The sequence below is a fragment of the Armatimonadota bacterium genome (assembly GCA_013314775.1).
Lineage (GTDB): Bacteria > Armatimonadota > Zipacnadia > Zipacnadales > JABUFB01 > JABUFB01.
This window is the reverse complement of record JABUFB010000009.1, coordinates 60397-78863: the sequence shown is the minus strand read 5'-3', so window position 1 is coordinate 78863 and position 18467 is coordinate 60397. Positions and strand designations below refer to the sequence as shown.

Here is an 18467-nt window from a genome sequence, read left to right as displayed (position 1 = left end):
GCGCCTCCGTGTTCCGGGCAGGCGCGGAAGAAGCAAACCGCCGGCCAAACAATTTGGCTGGCGGGCAATGGCCGCATCGCTGCGGTCACCCGGTGGTCGCTTCCCTGCGCCGGCATTACCCGGGTCAGGTCGTTGGGGTCAGTGGGCAAGCCACTTTCTCAGCAGCCGTCGGCTCCCCCAGCGACAAGTCGGCGGTATCCTGCCACCCAACCTCCACATTCCGCCAGAACAGACCAATATTATAGGTTTCCGCCACTCATAGGGCAAGGTGCCGGGCCATTCTACTTTGCATTGGCAGTGCCGGCCTTGCATCGCGGGCCCGTGGCCCCCGATCGGTCAATGCTCGCCGCTGCCTGTCGGCGCCAGCTCTCCACGCGCCACCATTTCGGCGACCCGCTGGATCCGGGATACTACAGTCTCCCTCGGAAGAATCTCCAGCATGTGGAAAAGGCTGGGGCCCACCGTGGTTCCGGATACCGCCGCCCGGCACGGGTGGATCACGTTACCCGCCTTGACCCCAAGCTCTTCAGCCAGGGAGCGGACCGCCGCCTCCAGCGTCTCGGCAGTCCAATCTTCGAGTGCTGACAGCTTCTCTGCCAGGGGGCGCAGTGTATCGGCGGTCTGCGGGTTACCAAGCCACTTTTCGCGTGCGCGGTCCTCGAACTCGTAGTCGTCGGTGAAAAAGTACTTTGCCCAGGTCTCAAAAACATCCAGGAGCCGGGCGCGTTCGCGCATGAGGTCGATAACCTGTCCCAGCCACTGCAGGCGTTCCGGCGACGGGTCTTCCTCGAAGAGCCCCGCTCTCTGCAAGCGCGGGAGTACTAGGCTGACCAGGCGGTCCAGCGGCGTGATCTTGATGTACTCAGCATTCATCCACTCGGCTTTGCCGAGGTCGAACACGGCTGGGGCTTTGGAGCAGTTTTCGAGGCTGAATAGATCGATAATCTCCTGGCGCTCCAGTATCTCCCGTTCGTCGCCGGGCGACCAGCCGAGAAGCGCGAGGAAGTTGAACATCGTCTCGGGGAGGTATCCTTGCTCGGCGTAGTCTGTGACCGCCACCGCTCCGTGACGCTTGGACAGCTTTGACTTGTCCTGGCCGAGGACGATGGGCAGGTGAGCGTAGACGGGCGTGGGGAAGCCCAGCGCCTCCTGCAGCTGCATGTGGATCTGTGTATTGGGCAGGTGCTCCACGCCGCGGATGACGTGGGAGACCTCCATCAGCGCGTCATCCACAACCACCGCGAAGTGGAATGTCGGGTAGCCCGAAGTTTTGACAATCACCGGGTCTGCGATGAGATTGTTCTCGTAACTCACCCGTCCCTGGATCACGTCATCGATGACCGTCGCGCCCTCTGTCTTGACCCGGAACCGCACGCATGGCCGGCGGCCCTCATCCCGGTATGCCTGGCGCTGGGCATCGGTGAGCTGGGCGCATCGGCCGGTGTATTTCGGGGGCAGCCCGCGGGCCTTCATGACGGTGCGCTGCTCCTCGAGTTCCTCGGGGGTGCAGAAGCACTCGTACGCCATCCCAGCGGCCATTAGTTTGTCCAGGTGACTCGCGTAGATGTCCAGGCGCTCAGATTGCACATAGGGCGCGAATGGGCCGCCGATATCGGGGCCCTCGTCCCAGTCCATGTTCAGCCAGCGCAGGCCCTCGTAGATGACCGAGAGCGCTTCCGGTGTGGAGCGGACCTCGTCGGTGTCTTCGATCCGCAGCAGGAACTCACCGCCGCCGTGCCGGGCAGTCAGCCACGAGAACAGTGCGGTATGCAGATTACCCACATGCATGTAGCCCGTGGGTGAAGGGGCGAAACGTGTGCGTATCTTTTTGGCCATCAGACGGCGGCTCCCCAGTCCTTGATGATGTAGCGGTTCTTGGTCTGCACCGTACCCGCGTTCACCGCGCGCGGTGCGAAGATCCATGCCTCTCCCGTCTCATCGGCGGGGCGGAAGCACAGGTAGTAGCTCAATAGCGAGGCCACCTGCAGGCGCGTGGCGCGCTTGATGACGTTCACCTGTCCGAAGGCGGCTTCGAAGTCCATCCCATCGGGGAATGCGGTCATCACTTCGCAGAGCGCCTTGAACAGTGACCAGCCTTCGGCTTGCGCCTGCGTGCGCATCTGCTGCAGTTCGGTGAGACGTTGTGGAGTGAGCCCCCAGGCATCATCTTCCCCGGCAGGCTCCACAACGAACTCCATAGCCTCCTCGCCCGCGGTGATGCTGATAACGTCGCCCGCCTGGACCCCGAGATTGGCGTACAGGTCGCCCAGGCCCAGGATCAGTTTGGTGTCCGCGTTGATCCATGCGTCAACCGCATTGCCCTCGGTGTCCATGAACCTGGCAGGCGCGGCGGCCTCCGACACCCGGAACATGCCTCGGTCCATTTTTCGCAACCGCATGGTGCCTGCTTCGAGATGATGTGGGGGCAGGGTGTAGACTGTCTCATCAACGGTCTTCATATCTGCGGTGACCACCACGTCGTCGTCCATGACATCTTCGTGGTAAGCGTCCTGGATCTTCGCCGCGAGCCCATTGTCGAGTCCCTCGAGGCTCAGGACGACGTCCTGGGGGGAATCCACACGGGGGATGAGGACCTCGGGCACTTCTTTCACCCACGCCGGCAGCGCACCGCGGCCTGCGAACCTGACCAGGTCCACATCAATGATGGAGGGGTCCTCATGCAGCAGACCATAGATTGAGTGGGCAGCCGGCAGGAAGTCGGCATCGTCCGGGAAAAGCTCCAGGACTTCGAAAAGCAGCGTCTCAATGGACACCGGCTCCGGGGACTCGTGGACGACCTGGTAGATCATGGTCAGGTCGTTGTCCTCGATGTAGTACCCGGGATGGTCGGCGGGCAGGGGCTCATTGAGAAGGGTTGCAAGGTCTACATCCAGCACCGGCACGGGCTCGGCCCCGCGAGCGGCCTGGTTGAGCTTCCTCACTTCCTGGTCCACCTGCTCTCGGACATCCCCCGGCACCCAGCGCAACCCTGGCGCGGCGAACAGGCGCTCGTCGGCCAGCATGTCGCGCAGAAGCGCGAGCGGGTCGAAGTCTCCCGGATGCAGGCGATACACGAAGAACCCCAGTATCCTGTTGCTGATTTCGTCGCCGGCAGCCGACACCAGGTTCACTGCGGTCTCCAGCGGGGTCTCGCCGCGCAGCGCATCGTCGGAGAGGAAAGGCCGGTAGAGCTGGAGTTCCTCGTTCCCCTCCAGGTTGCAGAAGAAGAGCACGTCGTCCTCATTCTCACCGTCCGGGAAAAGCAGCCAGTCGAGGGGAATGACCCGGCCCTCGAGAACAGCCAGCACATCTCCGCGCTCGGACAGGCGCTGGAAGAGCTGGGTGTAGTAGTCGGCGTCGCGGTGGGTCAGGCCCCCGAAGAACGCGGCGAGGGCTCCCTCGGGGGCAGGTCTGCCGAGGTCTTCGAGTACCGCCACCACGGCGGAGTTGAAGTTCTGTCCGGACACTCTGTCCCGGATCGCCAGATCAAAGCGCCCGTCTGTTTCTACAAACCTGGGATCGGTCTCCAGCGCTTCACGGGCCGCAGTGGATGTGAATCCCGATGAGCGCGGCAATTCGTGCAGAATGAAAGATGCCCGTGTCGGCCCGGTCTGGTAGAGCATCACTTCGTACAGCGCGTCACCCAGACGGCGTCGCGCGTACTGTGCGGCAGTACCCATCGCGTCAGTGCTCCTTCTCCGAGTTTGGCGCCGAAATGTCCACTATTCTCCCCTGAAGGTCGTGGACCTCCGCCGTTTTGATCTCTACCTGCACGAAGTCTCCGGGCTCGAGCTTCCCCGCGTAACCGCGCGTGTCCACCCGGATCTGGGTATCCACATCGGGGGCATCCCGGTACGTGCGCCCGAACCACAGGTCTTGGCGGTCGGCCGGGCTTTCGAGCAGCACCCGCATCTCCTCGCCGACGAAGCCGCGGTTGATCTCCAAAGAGACTTCCTCCTGTACCCGCATTAGTTCGTCGAAGCGCTCCAGCGCAACCTGGGGATCCACCTGCTCGTCTATCTCCGCGGCGGGGGTTCCCTCCTCGGGAGAGTAGACGAAAGCCGTCACGCGGTCCAGACGCGCGGTGCCGACGAACTCAAGCAGGGCCTCGAAGTCCTGCTCCGTTTCGCCAGGATGGCCGACGATGAAGGTGGTGCGGATCGCGGCCCGCGGATCCGCCCTGCGGATTCGCCCCACCAGTTCCAGGTAGGATTCGGCGCTGCCCGCCCTGCGCATGGCTTTCAGGACATCGCGCGAGACGTGCTGCAGCGGGATGTCGAAGTAGGGTACCAAGGGCGGGCCCGAACAGATGCGGGCAATCAAGTCGTCGGTGACCAGGGATGGATAGAGATATAGCAGGCGCAACCAACCATCATACCCGACTTCGCACAGGCGGTCCAGCAACTCAAGAAGTGTCGCGCGCGGCTGCAGGTCACGGCCGTATGCGGACGTGTCCTGGCCGATGAGCGTGACCTCGCTGAACCCCTCGCGTACAAGTTCCTCGAACTGGGCGACCACGTCAGCTACGGGGACGCTCCGGTAGTCGCCGCGGATTGAAGGGATCGTGCAGAAGGCGCACTGATGGTCGCAACCGTCCGCGATCTTCAGGTACGACAGCCAGGAGCGTCCTGTATGAAGGCGCGGGGTTTCGCCGCGGTAGAGGTAGTCTCGGGATGCCTCGACGAGGAAACGCTCGCCGGCTAGTGCCCTTGCGACCGTCTGCGCGATGGTCGGGATGCCCCCGACCCCGACGAAAGCGTCCACCTCTGCGAGCTCGTCAAGCAGTTCGTGCCCGTGACGCTCAGTAAGGCAGCCTGCGCAGATCAGCGCCTTGAGCTTGCTCTGCTTCAGGTCCGCAAGGTCGAGCAGGGCGTCGATAGCCTCTTCCTCTGCCGGCGCGATGAACGAGCAGGTATTCACGATCGCGACGTCTGCGTCCTCAGTGTCGTCCACGATCTCATAGCCCGCGGCCTCGAGGATCCCGAGCATTACCTGGGAATCCACGAGGTTTTTCGGACAGCCCAGGGATACCAGCGCCACCTTTGCTCTGCGCGTCATGCGTGTCTCCCGCGTTATCAGTCGCGTGGGCCCCCGGGCTGAAGCCCGGGTCTGTGGGACCTTCGGTCCGGCGGTCCTCCCGGACGAAGTCTGCCGGAGATGCCCCGGGCTGAAGCCCGGGTCTGTGGGACCTTCGGTCCGGTGGTCCTCCCGGACGAAGTCTGCCGGAGATGCCCCGGGCTGAAGCTCGGGTCTGTGGGACCTTCGGTCCGGCGGTCCTCCCGGACGAAGTCTGCCGGAGATGCCCCGGGCTGAAGCCCGGGTCTGTGGGACCTTCGGTCCGGTGGTCCTCCCGGACGAAGTCTACCGGAGGGCCCCCACCATCTGTCCGTGCGGGGCCTCGTCATTCGCAGGGCGATGACATCTCGCACCTGGTTGGCGGGCCCCCAAATCCGTTTGCCGTGCACATCCCGCGCTTGTCCCCGTTGCTCAGTCCTGCTCCCTGCGTTGGAAGACCAGACAATAATGATGGTGGTAGTTCACAACGAAGCGCGACGGGAACCCCCAGATCCCCAGCGGCTTGCTGTCCTGGCACCAGATTCGCTCTCCCTGAAAGCTCAGGGTCTGCGAGATTCGCCGGGCAAGGTCCCACGCCAGAGGCTTCACTTCCTGCTCGGGCGTCCGCAGGTTCTGAACAACGCACACCAGGTACTTTCTCGGCTTGAGCAACCGGGCGCAGGAGTCGAAGACCTGGCCGAGCTGTTCAATGAACTCTGCGTAGTCGCCAATATTCCCCAGGTCGCCTTCACTTTCGCTGTAGCGGGTATCCAGGCCCCTCTTCTCGCGCATCCTGTGGGTCGATTCTACTCCGCCGCGGCTCTTGTGAAGCATGTCCCAGTAGGGCGGCGATGTCATGATGAAGTCGAATCGGGGCAGGCCGGAGGTCGACAGGCTTGGCCCGACGATGCCCTCCCAGAGTACAGGATCGTCAACCTGGCGCGCGTCCGCTTGGAGGACTCGGACCACGTCAGGACCGGCAAGCTTTGCCAGCCTGTCGTGTGCCACCTGGACGTAGCGGGGCGAAAGCTCAATGCCGATACCGCGGCGGCCGGTCTCAACGCAGCTTACCAGCGTGGCCCCGCTGCCGCAGAAGGGGTCGAGTACCCAGCCCCCGGGCTTCGTGAAGAACTCCAGGAATTCGGCGACCATCTCTTCGGGGTACCGGGCCGGGTGGAGTTCGGTGTCCCGGTTTCGGTAGTAGCGCCGGGAATCGCAGACGAACCACGACTTGGTGCGCTTGATCCATTCGCGCCCTGAGAGGTCATTGAGGTCGCCGGTGTTCTGTTTCTGCTCCGTGGGGGGCTTTTCAAGAGCGCCCTCGCCGCGGCTTGACAGGGGTCTCTCTGCCATCTGCTCATCTCGCTACGACCGTGTTGGGGTCTTGTGATTCGGCGAAAACGGGCCAGGTTCGCACCTGGCCCGGCGGCTCGGCAGCCCGGTGGCGCCTGCGCCGGAAGCTACCCGTGGTCGCTTTCCCCTGAGTCGCTGCAGCCCTCATCGTCCTCGTCGTCGAGGGTGAAGTCGTCCAGCGGCGGAAGGCTCAGCTCCTCGGCCTCATCGTCATCGTCCTGCTCAGCCGGCGGCTTTCCGAATAGTGCCCCTGCCATGTTCGGGGCCACCAGCACAACGCGCGGTTTTGAGCCCTCGTGCGGGCCGACAATGCCCCTGCGCTCCATCATGTCGATGAGGCGGCCGGCACGGGCATAGCCTACCTTGAATCGCCTCTGGATCATTGAGACGCTGGCTTCTTGCTCGGCGATGACATATTCAGCGGCGGCGGCGAACAGTTCGTCGCTGGCTTCCATCTCGCCCGAGAAGTCTTCTTCGTCTTCAGGGACCTCGGGGATGATGTCGAATTGCGGCTCGCCCTGATCCCGCAGATGGCGGACCACGCGCTCGATGTCCTGCCGTTCCACGAACGCTCCCTGAATGCGGCGCGGCTTACTGGCATCGAGGGGCGCAAAGAGCATATCGCCCCGGCCGATGAGGCGTTCCGCGCCCTGACCATCGAGGATCGTTCGAGAGTCATGCAGCGACGCGACCGCCAGAGCGACGCGGGACGGAATATTCGCCTTGATGTTCCCCGTGATGACTTTGACCGAGGGCCTCTGAGTCGCCAGGACCAGGTGGATGCCAGTCGCTCGCGCAAGCTGGGCGAGGCGGCAGATAGAGAACTCGAATTCAGCCCGTCCCTGCATCATCAGGTCCGCGAGCTCGTCGATGATGATGACCACGTGGGGGAGCGGGTCGAACTCGTCCACCACGTGCTCCTTGGGCATGGAAGCCAGGTCATTGTACTCCGCGAGGTTCACCACGCCCTTGAGCGCGAACTGGTCATAGCGCTTCTCCATTTCGCGGATCGCCTTGCGCAGGACGTCCGCCGCCTGTTTGACGCTGTGCACCACAGGAGCCATGAGATGCGGGATGCCGTCGTATACGGCAAGCTCAACGCGCTTGGGGTCCACCATGATCAGGCGCACCTCGTCGGGCGTGGCGCGCATGAGCAAGCTGACGATGAGCGAGTGGAGGCAGACGCTCTTGCCCGCGCCAGTTGCTCCCGCGATGAGCATGTGCGGCATGGCGGCCAGGTCGGCGACCACGGGCTTGCCGGCGATGTCGCGGCCCAGTGCGAAGGCGAGTTTGGATGGGTGACGCTGGTAGCTGTCGGACTCCAATATGGCCCGCAAGCCCACCGTCGCTCGGGTCGGGTTGGGCACTTCAATGCCGATCGCGGACTTGCCGGGGATCGGCGCCTCGACGCGCACATCCACCGCCGCCAACGCCATCGCCAGGTCGTCGGCGAGACGCACCACCTGATTGACCCGGATGCCCCGTTCGGGCTCCACTTCGTACCGCGTCAGAACTGGACCGCGCTCGTAGTGGGTCACCTTCGCGGTGATGTTGAAGCTCTCCAGGGTGTCTTCGAGCTTGATAATCTGCTCCGCCGCTTCCTCCCGCATTTCGGCGCTCTCCACGCAGTCGTCCACCTCGCTGAGCATGGAAATCGATGGGAGCGCGAACAGGTCGGAGTTGCGCAGGAGAGCCGGCTGGCCCTCGGGAGCCCTGCGGGATGAAGAAGGAATGCGCGCCCTCCGGCGTTTCGGCGCAGGAGGCTCGGGCATCGGCGACGTTTCAGCCGCGGGTGGTTCTTCGCTGTCCAAGGAGGCAGCCTGGGCGACTACCGGCTCGGGATCGGGCATGGGAGACGGCATCGCCCCGTCGTCGTCGAGGTCCACCCTGGGCCGGCGCGGCTTCTTCTCCTTCGGGGCCTTGGGCGGCGTGGGAGGTCGCACGACCCTGGGCCTCCGGGATACTTCCCGGGCCTTGGCTCGCACGTAGTTGCCCCCGTTGGCGACGCTGACGCCCAGTGATGACAGGAGTTCACGAGTAGTGCACTGGCTGAGAAGCACCACGGCTAAGAGCACTGTCCCGACAACGATGATGTAGGCTCCAGGCACCCCGAGAAGACGCAGGAGGATGTATGCGAGCGCCGCGCCGATGTACCCGCCCCCGGCCAGGACATCATTGGGGTCAGACATAATCACATGCCAGTTCGCGCTGACGCGAAGCTGCAACAATACAAGCAATGCCAGCACCAGGAGTGCGGTACCAACAAGGACCCTCCTGCCCGCGAATGGGCGCGTATCGAAGCCGTAGAACCCGGCGATCACAAAGATCCACACGGGCACGGCGTATGCGCCGAGACCCACAGCCGTGCGCAATGCAAGGGATATCTGGGCGGGGAGAAGGCCCATGGCGTCGCCCTGGTAGACGAGACTGACCAGGACCAACGCACCCAGTGTTGCAAGACCGATTGCGATGGCGTCGCGTTTGAGCGAGTCCTCGCTCCGCGGTTCCTCCGCGCGTGCCTTCGCCAAGGTGTCCACCCGCCAGTCGTGTGATGCAATGCTGTGATGGATGGTTGGGTGACCCACAGTCCGTCCGCTCACCGCGGCGAACAACCCGACATGCTGAGACTATAGCACAAAACCGTGGGTGCATAAAGGTGGGAGGCAGGAGCATTGGTTACGTGAGCGGCTTGCCGGCCTCTTGTGCGGCCAGCGTTCGGTTCCCGTGGTGTTGAAGCCGTGCCGTGGGCTGTCAGGCTCCGGCAGAAGCCGTCCGCCTATAGCCCTCGGCCGAAGCTGGGGGATTCCGGCCCCGAGAAAAAGCCCAATGACAGAACCAACGGGCCTGGCGGGAGGCTCCGTCAGGCCCGTAGAGGATCGGCTGTCAGCGCAGGCGCCGTGCAGCTGCGACTGCGCGGCTTGCTGGACCACGGCGGGGTTACATCAGGTCCAGGCAGGCGAGAGCCTTGGTGTTGCGGATGATCAGCTTGCCGCGGGCTACTACCGGCGGGGTCCAGCTCTGCCCGCCCAGTGGCCGGATCCTGCCCAGTTCCTGGAAGCCGTCGGGCACGGCGTTGACCATGGTGACCTCACCATTGCCGCCCTTCACCGCGATCAGTACCCCGTCCACTACGGTGATCCCGCCCTTCTCGTACCCGCGCTGCTTCCAAAGGGCCTGACCAGTTTTGGGATCGATGCATACGAGCACGCCGGGGTCTCCGATGCCGTAGATGTGGCCTTTGTACAGGACAGGGGAGTTGAAGTGGGCCTGAAGCTCAGCATTCCGCCAGGCGAGGGACGGTGCGGAACCGCCCACCGTGACCATTCCGCAGCCTACCCTGTAGCCGCTGGTGATGAACACACTGTCGCCGATGACCAGCGGGGTCGCCGCGTTCACATCAGCGTTTGTGGGCCATGGGAACTGCCAGAGAGTCTTGCCGGACGACTTGTCCACTGCGTACAGACCGTAGGCTGAGAAGCACACATACTGGGGCTTGCCGCCGATTTTCGCCGGAACGGCCATTGCATAGCCAGGAGCGCCGGGCAGGCCGCCGGTCCAGAGGGTCTTGCCGCTCTCACGGTCCAGCGCCACCACGCCCGTCTTCCCGCCAGGGCAGAGGACCAGTCTGTCGCCGTCCACCAGCACCGCGCCCGAGTAGTCCCACTTCGGCCGCTGTCCTCCGTACTCGTCGACGATGTCCAGCGCCCAGAGTTTCGCGCCGGTCTTCGCGTCCAGGCAGTGGAGCATGCCCAGGCGGCTGAGAGTGTACAGTCTGCCTTTGGCGTAGGTCGGCGCGGCACGTGCGAAGCCGTAGTTTGCCTGGTCCGTGTCGGCGTACCGGAAAGTCCAGACATCCTGCCCACTGTTCAGGTCGAGGGCGCGCACAATGTCCTCACTGCCCTGGTGGTCAATCACGAAGACCTTGCCGTCTGCCACCGATGGGACCGCGTATCCGTCGTCGGTCATGTTCACCCGCCACAATTCCCGTGGCGGCCGGCTCTTCCAGTCCTTGTTGATGCCCGTGTCCGGGGCGATCCCGTCCAGGTTCGGGCCCCGGAAGTTGGGCCAGTCAGCTCCGCCGCTGGTCTTCACGGCCTGTGTCGCCTGCGGTGCCGCAGGTGCGGGCGCAGCTGCCGTCTGAGCGGGCTGAGCCGGTGCGGGCGCCTGCTGTCCCGCGGCGGGTTGAGCCTGCTGGGGACTAGCGGCTGGTGCAGCTGCAGGTTCCGCAGGCGCGGCAGCCTGGGTGCCGGTCGAAGCCGTCGCGTCCGGTTCCATGGCGACGGGCTCTTCGACCTTCTTGCTGCAACCGGCGATGGTGGCGAGCGTCACGACAACGACCAGGGCCAGGAGCCACAGCAGTCTGTTCATTGGGTGGGTGCCCCCTGCAGGGATGAGTGCGGCGGTGCGGTGCGCAAACATGCGCGTCCACTGGGATAACCTCTGGGGCGGCGACGTGGTTCCGGAATGCCCGGAAGCTGGCTAATGATCCCTCACCAGGCCGAGGTACTGGGCGAGAAGCTCGATGTTCCGTTCGAAAACGCTCATGTCGATCATGTCGCCTTTCGCCCAGAAGCCGAGGTCACTCTGGCTGTCGATGGTCTGGCGGACCCGCCCTTCCAGGTTTTTCGCCAGGGCCGCCCTCGCCTGGGGGGTCAAAGGTTTGGGAGAGCGCTCCTCGGCATACGCCGCAAGACCGATCTCCATGATGCGGTTATACTCGCGCTGGACGTCGGCCGGGCTGTAGGCGCCTTTGAAGGAATAATGTGTCGGGCAGTCGCTGTCGTCGTAGGTGAGCAGGTAGGTGTCGCGGGTGAAGTACAGGGGCTTGTTGGTACCGAGCTCATAGAAGCGCGCCCACTTGCCCTTGTCCGCGCCGGTGAGCTCAGAGACGCGGAACCACTCGAAGGCCGCGGGGAGGGGCTCGAGGTAGCGCTCGTCTTGCAGGAATGTCGCGATGCGGACGAGGGTGCGCATGACGCCTACCGACTCAGAACTGCAGGCCGACGGGGGCTCGAACTTCCTGGCCCAGGCGGGCTTGAGGTCCTCGTCATACTGCTGCGCCCAGGTGGGTTGTCCCGGGAGTTGCGCGTCGATGATGAACTGACCGGCTTTCACCACGGCTTCCCTGGTGCGCGGGTCCCCGTAAGCCTCCCAGGCCCGCATCATCACGTCGATGCAGTCGGCCATCGAGTTGTCGTTGAAAGTGACGTAGCGGCTGTATCCGCGACTGCTCAAGGGTGATCGCTGGGGCCAGCCACCATTGGGCAGCTGGGCCTGGAGGATGAACTCGATTGCCGCCAATGATGCCTCGTGGATTGCTGCGTTCTTCTGCTCCAGCGCAAGATCCACCGCCATCAGGAGCCGAGTAGCGTGCTGGGTCACATTGTCGTCGAAGGTCGCCTGATTGCGGCCACCTTTGAGTTTCGGGTCCTGGGAGTTGCGGTTGTGGCGGTAATACCAGGCCACCGCACCGGCCGGACTGTGGTCCACGATGTAGTCCCAGCCGCCACACTCCAGTTGCCCGTACACCAGCGAGTTCGCCACTTGCACGGCGGCGTCGAGGTACTGCTGCTCCCCGGTCTCCTGCCAGGCGCGCAGGAAGGAGAAGCCTACGCTGGGGCAGCCTGGGGGCTGAATCCAGTTCTGGTCCGCGGTAGCGTGTCCTTCGCCCCACTGGTCCACGAACTTGCCGGTCTGCAGGTCGATCTTGTAGCTGCCCAGGTACCCGCCACCCACGGCAATCGTCTCCGTGAGGTACTTCACCGCCGCCGAAAGGGCCTTCGACGCCTGCGCAGCGAGGTCGTCATCCTGGCCCCAGACCCCGGCGCAAAGAACCGATGCCAGCAGAACCGCCGGTATGCAAACTCTCATGGTCTCCACCTTCCTTGTACGCGCATACGTCGCCGGCCGGCTTACTGCGCCGCGAGCTTTCCAGCGACGCTCTCCTTTGAAACGCGCACTTCGTCGATGGCGCCGTCAAGGAACAAGTACGGCAGGCCGGAAGACTCGGGCGAATTGCCAATTTCAAGCTGCCTGAATGCGCCGGGCGCCAGCTTCCGCCGGAACTCCACCTGCTTGCCGTCGCCATCCACCAGCAGCCACAAACGCTGTCGCTCGCCGGTGAGGTCCCATGACACGAGGATGTGGTGCCAGGCGGTGTTGTCGAGACCCGAAGTGCTCACATTCGCACCTTCGGTCTCTTTCTCGTCTGCTGACTTCGCTTCCAGCCGCAACTGCACATCCGGGCGGCGGTACAGGCCCAGCGAGACGCCGGAGCCATCCGGCGATGCAGGCTCCAGGTGCAGCAGGTAATGCCAGCCCTGATCCCACCACAACTGCTGGGCCTCCCGGGGCTTCACCCGGAACTCCACGGTGCCCGTGGGGCCGAGGTCCAGGGCGCCCAGGCTCACCACGAACCGGCCGTCAGGTACGCCCAAGTTGAGTGCCTTGCCGGTGGGGCCATCCACAAGCGCTGTGACGCCTTTCGCACCGGTAAACCGGCCTTCGAAGTCTTCAGCGAAGACCACATCCTGGGCAGGGGGAGTTCCCGGTACAGGGAGGCTCGCAAGGCGCGCGCTGGTCTCCATCCGGGGCAGCGCATCGGGATCGGGCGCAATGCCCTCCCCCGGCTTCCCGGGCAGGTCCTCCATGCGCACCTGGTCGGTCTGGAAAGTCCCGCGCACCACCGCCACCTGATCCACCACGAATCCGAGTTCCTGGGCGACCGCGGCCAGCAGGACCTGTTCAGGCGCGTCCACGGTGATGTTGTAGGCCATGGTATGCCAGCGTCTCTGTGTCGGGGGGACACGTCGGTCGCGCTTGTCGCGGATATCTACGAAGAAGCCGTCCTGGTCTCCCGCCGGAGCCCACACGCGCAAGAGCAATGTATACTCCCCGGGCTCGAATCCCATTACGGCCCATACGCCGCTGGTGGATCGGGTCATCTGCATGGCCTGCCCACCTGATGCGCCGGGTATTTCGATGGGCGACAGGTCACGGACCAGCCCGAACTTTTCCACCTCGCAGTAGAGGAGTACGTCATCGGAGGGTACACTCGCCGCCTGACACCAGGCCGGCAGAAGCGCGGCCAGCGTGACAAGGAGCAGAATGCACAAGGCCTGCTCTTCGCTGAGCGTCATCGTACCTCGACCTCCGCGAGCCACATCAGGTTGGGTCGGTGGATGCCCCCGCCGCCGGCGGGTTGCCAGATCCGCAGGCGCCGGGTGGTCACCGGCTCGAAGGTGAATGTCGTCAGCTGCGCAGGCGCCTCGCCGGTGGAGGGTGACCTGTAGATACTCCGCCAGCCGTCAGTCTTCGGCACCTGCACTTCGACGGTATGCGATGTGTTGAGCCGGTCCGTGTAGTTCGCCCAGTAGACCGTCACTTCCCGCACTGTGCGCTCGCGGCCGAGGTCGATCTCCACCCAGTGTGGGGAGTCGGTTTCGGCGGAAGCCCAGGTAATGGTTCCCGGCAAGGTATCGCCCGGCAGCGTGGTGTTCCCGTCCTGGAGCGGCGCCGTTGACTCATAGCCCGGGAAGCTGCTGTCCACGGTCATCGTGGTTCCGTGGGCGGCCAGTGCGAAGTTGTCCAGGTCCTGGCGGGCGAACTTCACGATGCCCTCCAGTCTGTTGCGCTGCGGCGAGTTGTCCGTCACCCAGTACCGGACCTCGTGGCTGCCGTAATCCACCGCGGGGAGCTTCGCGCGGACCCACAGGGACCCGTCCGGCCGGGACTCGACACGGGTCCGGGACAGTTCACGGCCATTCAGGAAGACCTTGGCGCTTCCGGGCGCGAGGGCGTTGTCGGAATCGCGCGCGATGAAGAGGATGCGTCGCGGGGCGGTCTTGCTGGCTCCGAGGAAGCTCTCGGCGGCCGGCTCGAGCCAGGCTGCGTCCACGCGCAGGGCCAGCAGTTCAGGGGAGTCCGCGTCATCGATGTCCATGCCCGGCGGCGGGTTCACGAGGAGCATCGCCCGGCCGTTGGGCATGAGCGACGGATCGAGTGCGATGACCACGCGGCCCTCAGCCGGGGTGAAATCGATGGGCCGCCATGGCGCGGAATCATTGCGCAGGTACACAGTCCCGTTGTCACCGGTAATGGGCACCGAGACGGTGGCCGGGCAGGACGCCTGGACGCTGTACAACTGGGCACTGGCGCAGCATGCGGTGAGGACGATGGTGGCCGACAGGGCGGGTCGCAACAGCCTCGGCATGAGGTTGTCCTCCGGAAACAAGTCATTTGCGGGTACCTTCCGACTTGCGCGTATGGTACTATTGAACGCGGAAGAGCCCGTGACCTGCCCCACCGGATGCGTCATCCAGGGAGTGCTGCCATGCGTGTTGCTGCTGTCCAGATGGCCGTGCGTTTCTGGCCCGACGAAGCGGGCTTCGCGGGTTCGGTGATGGACTGGAGCCGCCGCGCCTCGGACGCCGGGGCGGTGCTGGCGGTGTTCCCCGAGGATGTGGGGCTGCCCCTGGTCTGTCTGGACGACTACGACCTGGCATCCCGCGCCACCGCAGTGACTGGCCTCGCGATGGGTCTCATTCAGCGCCACTGGAAACAGATCGCCGGTGCCGCGTTCCGGCCAGGATTCCACCCGGCCCGGGTACTCTTTCAGGGCAAGGCCGCGCGCATGGAGGAGGTCTACAATGCCGCCTTCTCCGCCGCGGCGCGAGAATGTGGCCTGCACATCGTGGCCGGGAGCCTGCCACTGCCCTGTGGTAAAGATGATGCAAAGCCGTTGCACAATTTGTCCCGCGTTTTCGGGCCGGACGGGAGCCGGATCGTAGACTCCTGCAAAGTGGAATTGCTGGATATGGAAGCCCGGGACCTGGGTCTTCAGCCCGCCGGCGTGGAGGAACTGGGCGTTTTCGACTGCGGGGAGACCCGCGTGGGGGTGGCCATCTGTAAGGATGTCTGGAACCCGGCAACCATCTCCCATCTCGCCGGGAAAGGCGCTCAGGTGATCGCTTCGCCCCAGGCAAACCCGGCGGAATGGGACGAGAGTGAGCAGGCGTCCAATCGTGAGGGGCTCTACGCCCGCTGCCGGGAGCTTGGTGTCGCCGGCATACAGGCGATGGGGGTGGGGCGTCTTGCGGGTCTGGAGTTCCAGGGACAGTCGATGGTTTTCGCGCGCCCGACGGAAGTGGGAGCAGAGCCGGAGATCCTGGCGCAGGCCCCCGACGCGCGGGGCGAGCATCTTGTGATTGCGGACCTGAATCTGTAACAGCCCCCGGAATGTCCGGAGGCTGCTGCAGGTACGGGGTCTGGGGCCTGTGGCCCCAGCGGGGTTCGGGGCAGAGCCCCGAGACTTTCCGCCTTGCCATTCCCTCAATCGAAGTTCAGGTCGAACTGAATCGTCACCGTGTCGTCGATCGCGGGGTTGTTGTAGAAGTTCATGCCCGCGAGGATAGACGCGCTGTCCGAAAGTGTATACGCCACCCCAAAGCTCATCGCTCCGTAAGTGCTGTCTCCGCCCTGGTAGTCCACCGCACCCCACCACTTGTTGCCGAAAGACCGGTCCCAGCCGAAGAGGATGCCATCGCTCTCATCGGCCCCTGTGATTGGGTCCACCATCACCGTATCATCGCCCATGAAGTAGCCCAGGTGGAAGCGGTCCTTGCCGGGCTTGTAGCTGACGAGGGCATAAAGAATGTCGGGCGAGGTCGCGCTGTCGAAGCCGAAGTTGTAGCCTCCCAGCGAGCCCTGCCATTCACCATTGCTGCCGAAGGGTTTGGATGACCACTTTCCGTTGAGAAACAGGGGGTCGTCGATGCCGCTGAAGACGTCCAGGCCTGCCTCGAAGCCCTCAGCCACACCGTAGGTGAGACCGACCACGGTGGCGTCGGCCTTGATCTTCTCGGGGCTGCCGTAGTTGATGAGATCATCCACCCCGAAATGCCAGGTCTTCAGCCCCTGAATATCGGTAGAAGGGATCCAGACCAGGGTTGAGGGGGTTGCGAAACTGGTTCCGGCGGCGATCAGGGATACGGCCACTGTGATCAGAACTGTACGGGTCATGACACTGTCTCCTTGCGGTATGTCTCGATTGATGCGCCTTGCGCTGCACTGAGTATTCCGGAGCGGGGTCCCTGTGCCGGGACTGCCAGCGGGAGCAGGAGGGATCCAGCGGTGAGGACCCCGCTCCGGGCCCCCCGAGGGTCGGGGGAAACCGTCGGTCCGGCTTGCGGCAGTGTCTCCCTCAGACGGCGGCCAGACCACGCTCGCCAGTCCGGATACGCATGGCATCTTCCACCGCCGTCACGAAGACCTTGCCATCTCCCACTGCGCCGGTCCGTGCGACAGACATGATGGTGTCGGCAACGATCTGGGCTTTATCCTGGGGCACCACGATGTCCAGGCGTACCTTGGGCAGGAGCGAGACGGTGTATTCCACACCGCGGAAGCGTTCCTTGTAGCCTCCTTGCTGACCGCTCCCCCGCACTTCCGTGGCTGTCAGGGAGTTGATGCCGGCTGATGCCAGGGCCACCCGCACCCGCTCCAGTTCCTGGGGCCGGATGATGGCAGTCAGCAGGGCCAGGGGGCTTGCCGGGGTCTGGATGCTCTCGCTAATGCCATCGCCAACAGGCACGGCTTCGGCCTCCTGCAGCGCACTCACGGGGATTCGCATGTCGGTGGGCAGGCCTGGGAAGCTCTGGACGAAGATCTCGGTGTATGCCGCCGCGCCGTGCTCGTGCATGTCCAGTCCGTCGATCTCTTCCTGAGGAGTGGCGCGCAGGCCGAGCGTTGCCCGCAGTGTGCCAAAGATCGCGAGTCCGGTGACCGCCGCCCAGCCGAACACCGCAGCCACACCGATGGCCTGGGCAACCAGCAGCCCTGAGCCGCCGCCGAACAGCAGACCATTGCCCGTGGTGCCGGGAGCGAACTGGTCCTGAGCGAAGAGGCCCACCGCGAGGGTCCCCAGCGCGCCGCAGACACCGTGTACCGAAACCGCGCCGACCGGGTCGTCCAGGTGAATGCTGTCGAAGAAACGCACCGCGAGGATCATCGCGACCGCGCAACCGATGCCGATAATCGCAGAGGATAGTGGCGAGACGAAGGCGCAGCCTGCGGTGATGCCAACGAGCCCGGCGAGGGCACCGTTGAGAGACAGGCCCAGGTCCGGCTTGCCGTACAGCTTCCAGCTCAGGAGCAACGCAGCCATGGCTCCGGCCGCGGCAGCCATGTTGGTGGTGACGGCGATGTGACTGATCGCATCGGCGTCGGCAGCCATGGTGCTGCCGGGATTGAACCCGAACCAGCCCATCCACAGGATGAAGGTGCCGAGGGTTGCCATGGGCAGGCTGTGACCGGGGATGGCCAGGGTCTTGCCGTCCCTGTCATACTTGCCGATGCGTGGTCCCAGCATCCAGGCGCCGATCAGCGCCAGCCAGCCGCCCAGTGAATGCACGACGGTGGAGCCGGCGAAGTCCCACATACCCAGGTTCGCCAGCCAGCCGCCGCCCCAGATCCAGTGCCCGCTCACCGGGTAGACCACCGCGCAGATGACCGTGGCGTAGACAAGATAGGACCGGAACTGGGTGCGCTCGGCCATGGCGCCGGACACGATGGTGGCTGCGGTGGCGGCGAAGACGAGCTGGAAAAGATACTTGGCTGCGAGGGGCACACCAGTCCAGCTGAGGGAGGAGAACGTGTCAGGGCTGCTCTCATTCAGGAAGAACCCGCTGGTGCCGAAGAGAGCGTTCCCGGCGCCAAACATGATGCCGAACCCGACGATCCAGTAGGCGAGAGCGCCCACGCAGAAGTCCACCAGGTTCTTTGTGAGGATGTTCGTGGCGTTCTTGGCCCGGGTGAACCCTGCTTCCACGTACGCGAAGCCGGCCTGCATGAAGAAGACCAGCACCGCCGCGATCACAACCCACACCGTGTCCGCGGCAGTCTTCAGTTCGGCCGCTGTGGCCGCCAGACTCTCCAGGGTGGGGGCTTCGCCCTCAGCCCAACTACACTGTACGAGCAAGCCCACCAGTATCAGGGAAATCAGTAAGACGACGACAACCCGCTGCATGACACTGCCTCCTGACGCTCGTTCCCGCCGTAGC

At 64.4% G+C, this 18467-nt stretch carries 12 protein-coding genes and 1 riboswitch; of the genes, 1 reads left to right on the top strand and 11 read right to left on the bottom strand.

Features of this window, described 5'->3' with window-relative positions:
• Positions 1–84 precede the first annotated feature (84 nt).
• Positions 85–189: riboswitch (TPP riboswitch) on the bottom strand.
• 147 nt (positions 190–336) lie between these two features.
• From HPY44_11735 to HPY44_11695, 9 genes are all read right to left on the bottom strand, one after another.
• The gene (locus HPY44_11735) at positions 337–1836 is read right to left on the bottom strand and encodes a glutamate--tRNA ligase (protein ID NSW56680.1); all 1500 of its coding nucleotides are present in this window, start codon (positions 1834–1836) and stop codon (positions 337–339) included.
• Complete coding sequence (locus HPY44_11730; GenBank protein NSW56679.1) at positions 1836–3680, bottom strand: hypothetical protein; 1845 nt, start codon at positions 3678–3680, stop codon at positions 1836–1838. Before HPY44_11730 ends, HPY44_11735 begins: the two co-directional genes overlap by 1 nt.
• A 4-nt stretch (positions 3681–3684) precedes the next feature.
• A complete protein-coding gene (gene rimO, locus HPY44_11725; GenBank protein ID NSW56678.1) occupies positions 3685–5058 on the bottom strand; it encodes a 30S ribosomal protein S12 methylthiotransferase RimO in 1374 nt (457 codons plus the stop codon).
• A 429-nt stretch (positions 5059–5487) separates the two neighbouring features.
• A complete protein-coding gene (locus HPY44_11720; GenBank protein ID NSW56677.1) occupies positions 5488–6408 on the bottom strand; it encodes a class I SAM-dependent methyltransferase in 921 nt (306 codons plus the stop codon).
• 107 nt (positions 6409–6515) lie between these two features.
• Complete coding sequence (locus tag HPY44_11715) at positions 6516–8936, bottom strand: DNA translocase FtsK 4TM domain-containing protein (GenBank protein ID NSW56676.1); 2421 nt, start codon at positions 8934–8936, stop codon at positions 6516–6518.
• Positions 8937–9345: 409 nt separating this feature from the next.
• Entirely contained in the window at positions 9346–10776 is a 1431-nt protein-coding gene (locus tag HPY44_11710) for a PQQ-binding-like beta-propeller repeat protein (protein NSW56675.1), read from the bottom strand.
• A gap of 111 nt (positions 10777–10887) precedes the next feature.
• Positions 10888–12279: a hypothetical protein gene (locus tag HPY44_11705; GenBank protein ID NSW56674.1), complete on the bottom strand. Its 1392-nt coding sequence runs from the start codon at positions 12277–12279 to the stop codon at positions 10888–10890.
• 41 nt (positions 12280–12320) lie between these two features.
• On the bottom strand, positions 12321–13547 hold the full coding sequence (locus tag HPY44_11700) for a hypothetical protein (protein ID NSW56673.1): 1227 nt from the start codon (positions 13545–13547) through the stop codon (positions 12321–12323).
• Complete coding sequence (locus HPY44_11695) at positions 13544–14620, bottom strand: discoidin domain-containing protein (GenBank protein ID NSW56672.1); 1077 nt, start codon at positions 14618–14620, stop codon at positions 13544–13546. Before HPY44_11695 ends, HPY44_11700 begins: the two co-directional genes overlap by 4 nt.
• A gap of 120 nt (positions 14621–14740) precedes the next feature.
• Here HPY44_11695 and HPY44_11690 point away from each other — a divergent pair, with 120 nt between their 5' ends.
• The gene (locus tag HPY44_11690; protein NSW56671.1) at positions 14741–15634 is read left to right on the top strand and encodes a hypothetical protein; all 894 of its coding nucleotides are present in this window, start codon (positions 14741–14743) and stop codon (positions 15632–15634) included.
• A gap of 104 nt (positions 15635–15738) precedes the next feature.
• Here HPY44_11690 and HPY44_11685 read toward each other — a convergent pair whose 3' ends face one another.
• Complete coding sequence (locus HPY44_11685; GenBank protein ID NSW56670.1) at positions 15739–16428, bottom strand: hypothetical protein; 690 nt, start codon at positions 16426–16428, stop codon at positions 15739–15741.
• A 181-nt stretch (positions 16429–16609) separates the two neighbouring features.
• Positions 16610–18433, bottom strand: a complete 1824-nt coding sequence (gene amt, locus HPY44_11680) for an ammonium transporter (protein NSW56669.1) — start codon at positions 18431–18433, stop codon at positions 16610–16612.
• Positions 18434–18467 lie beyond the last annotated feature (34 nt).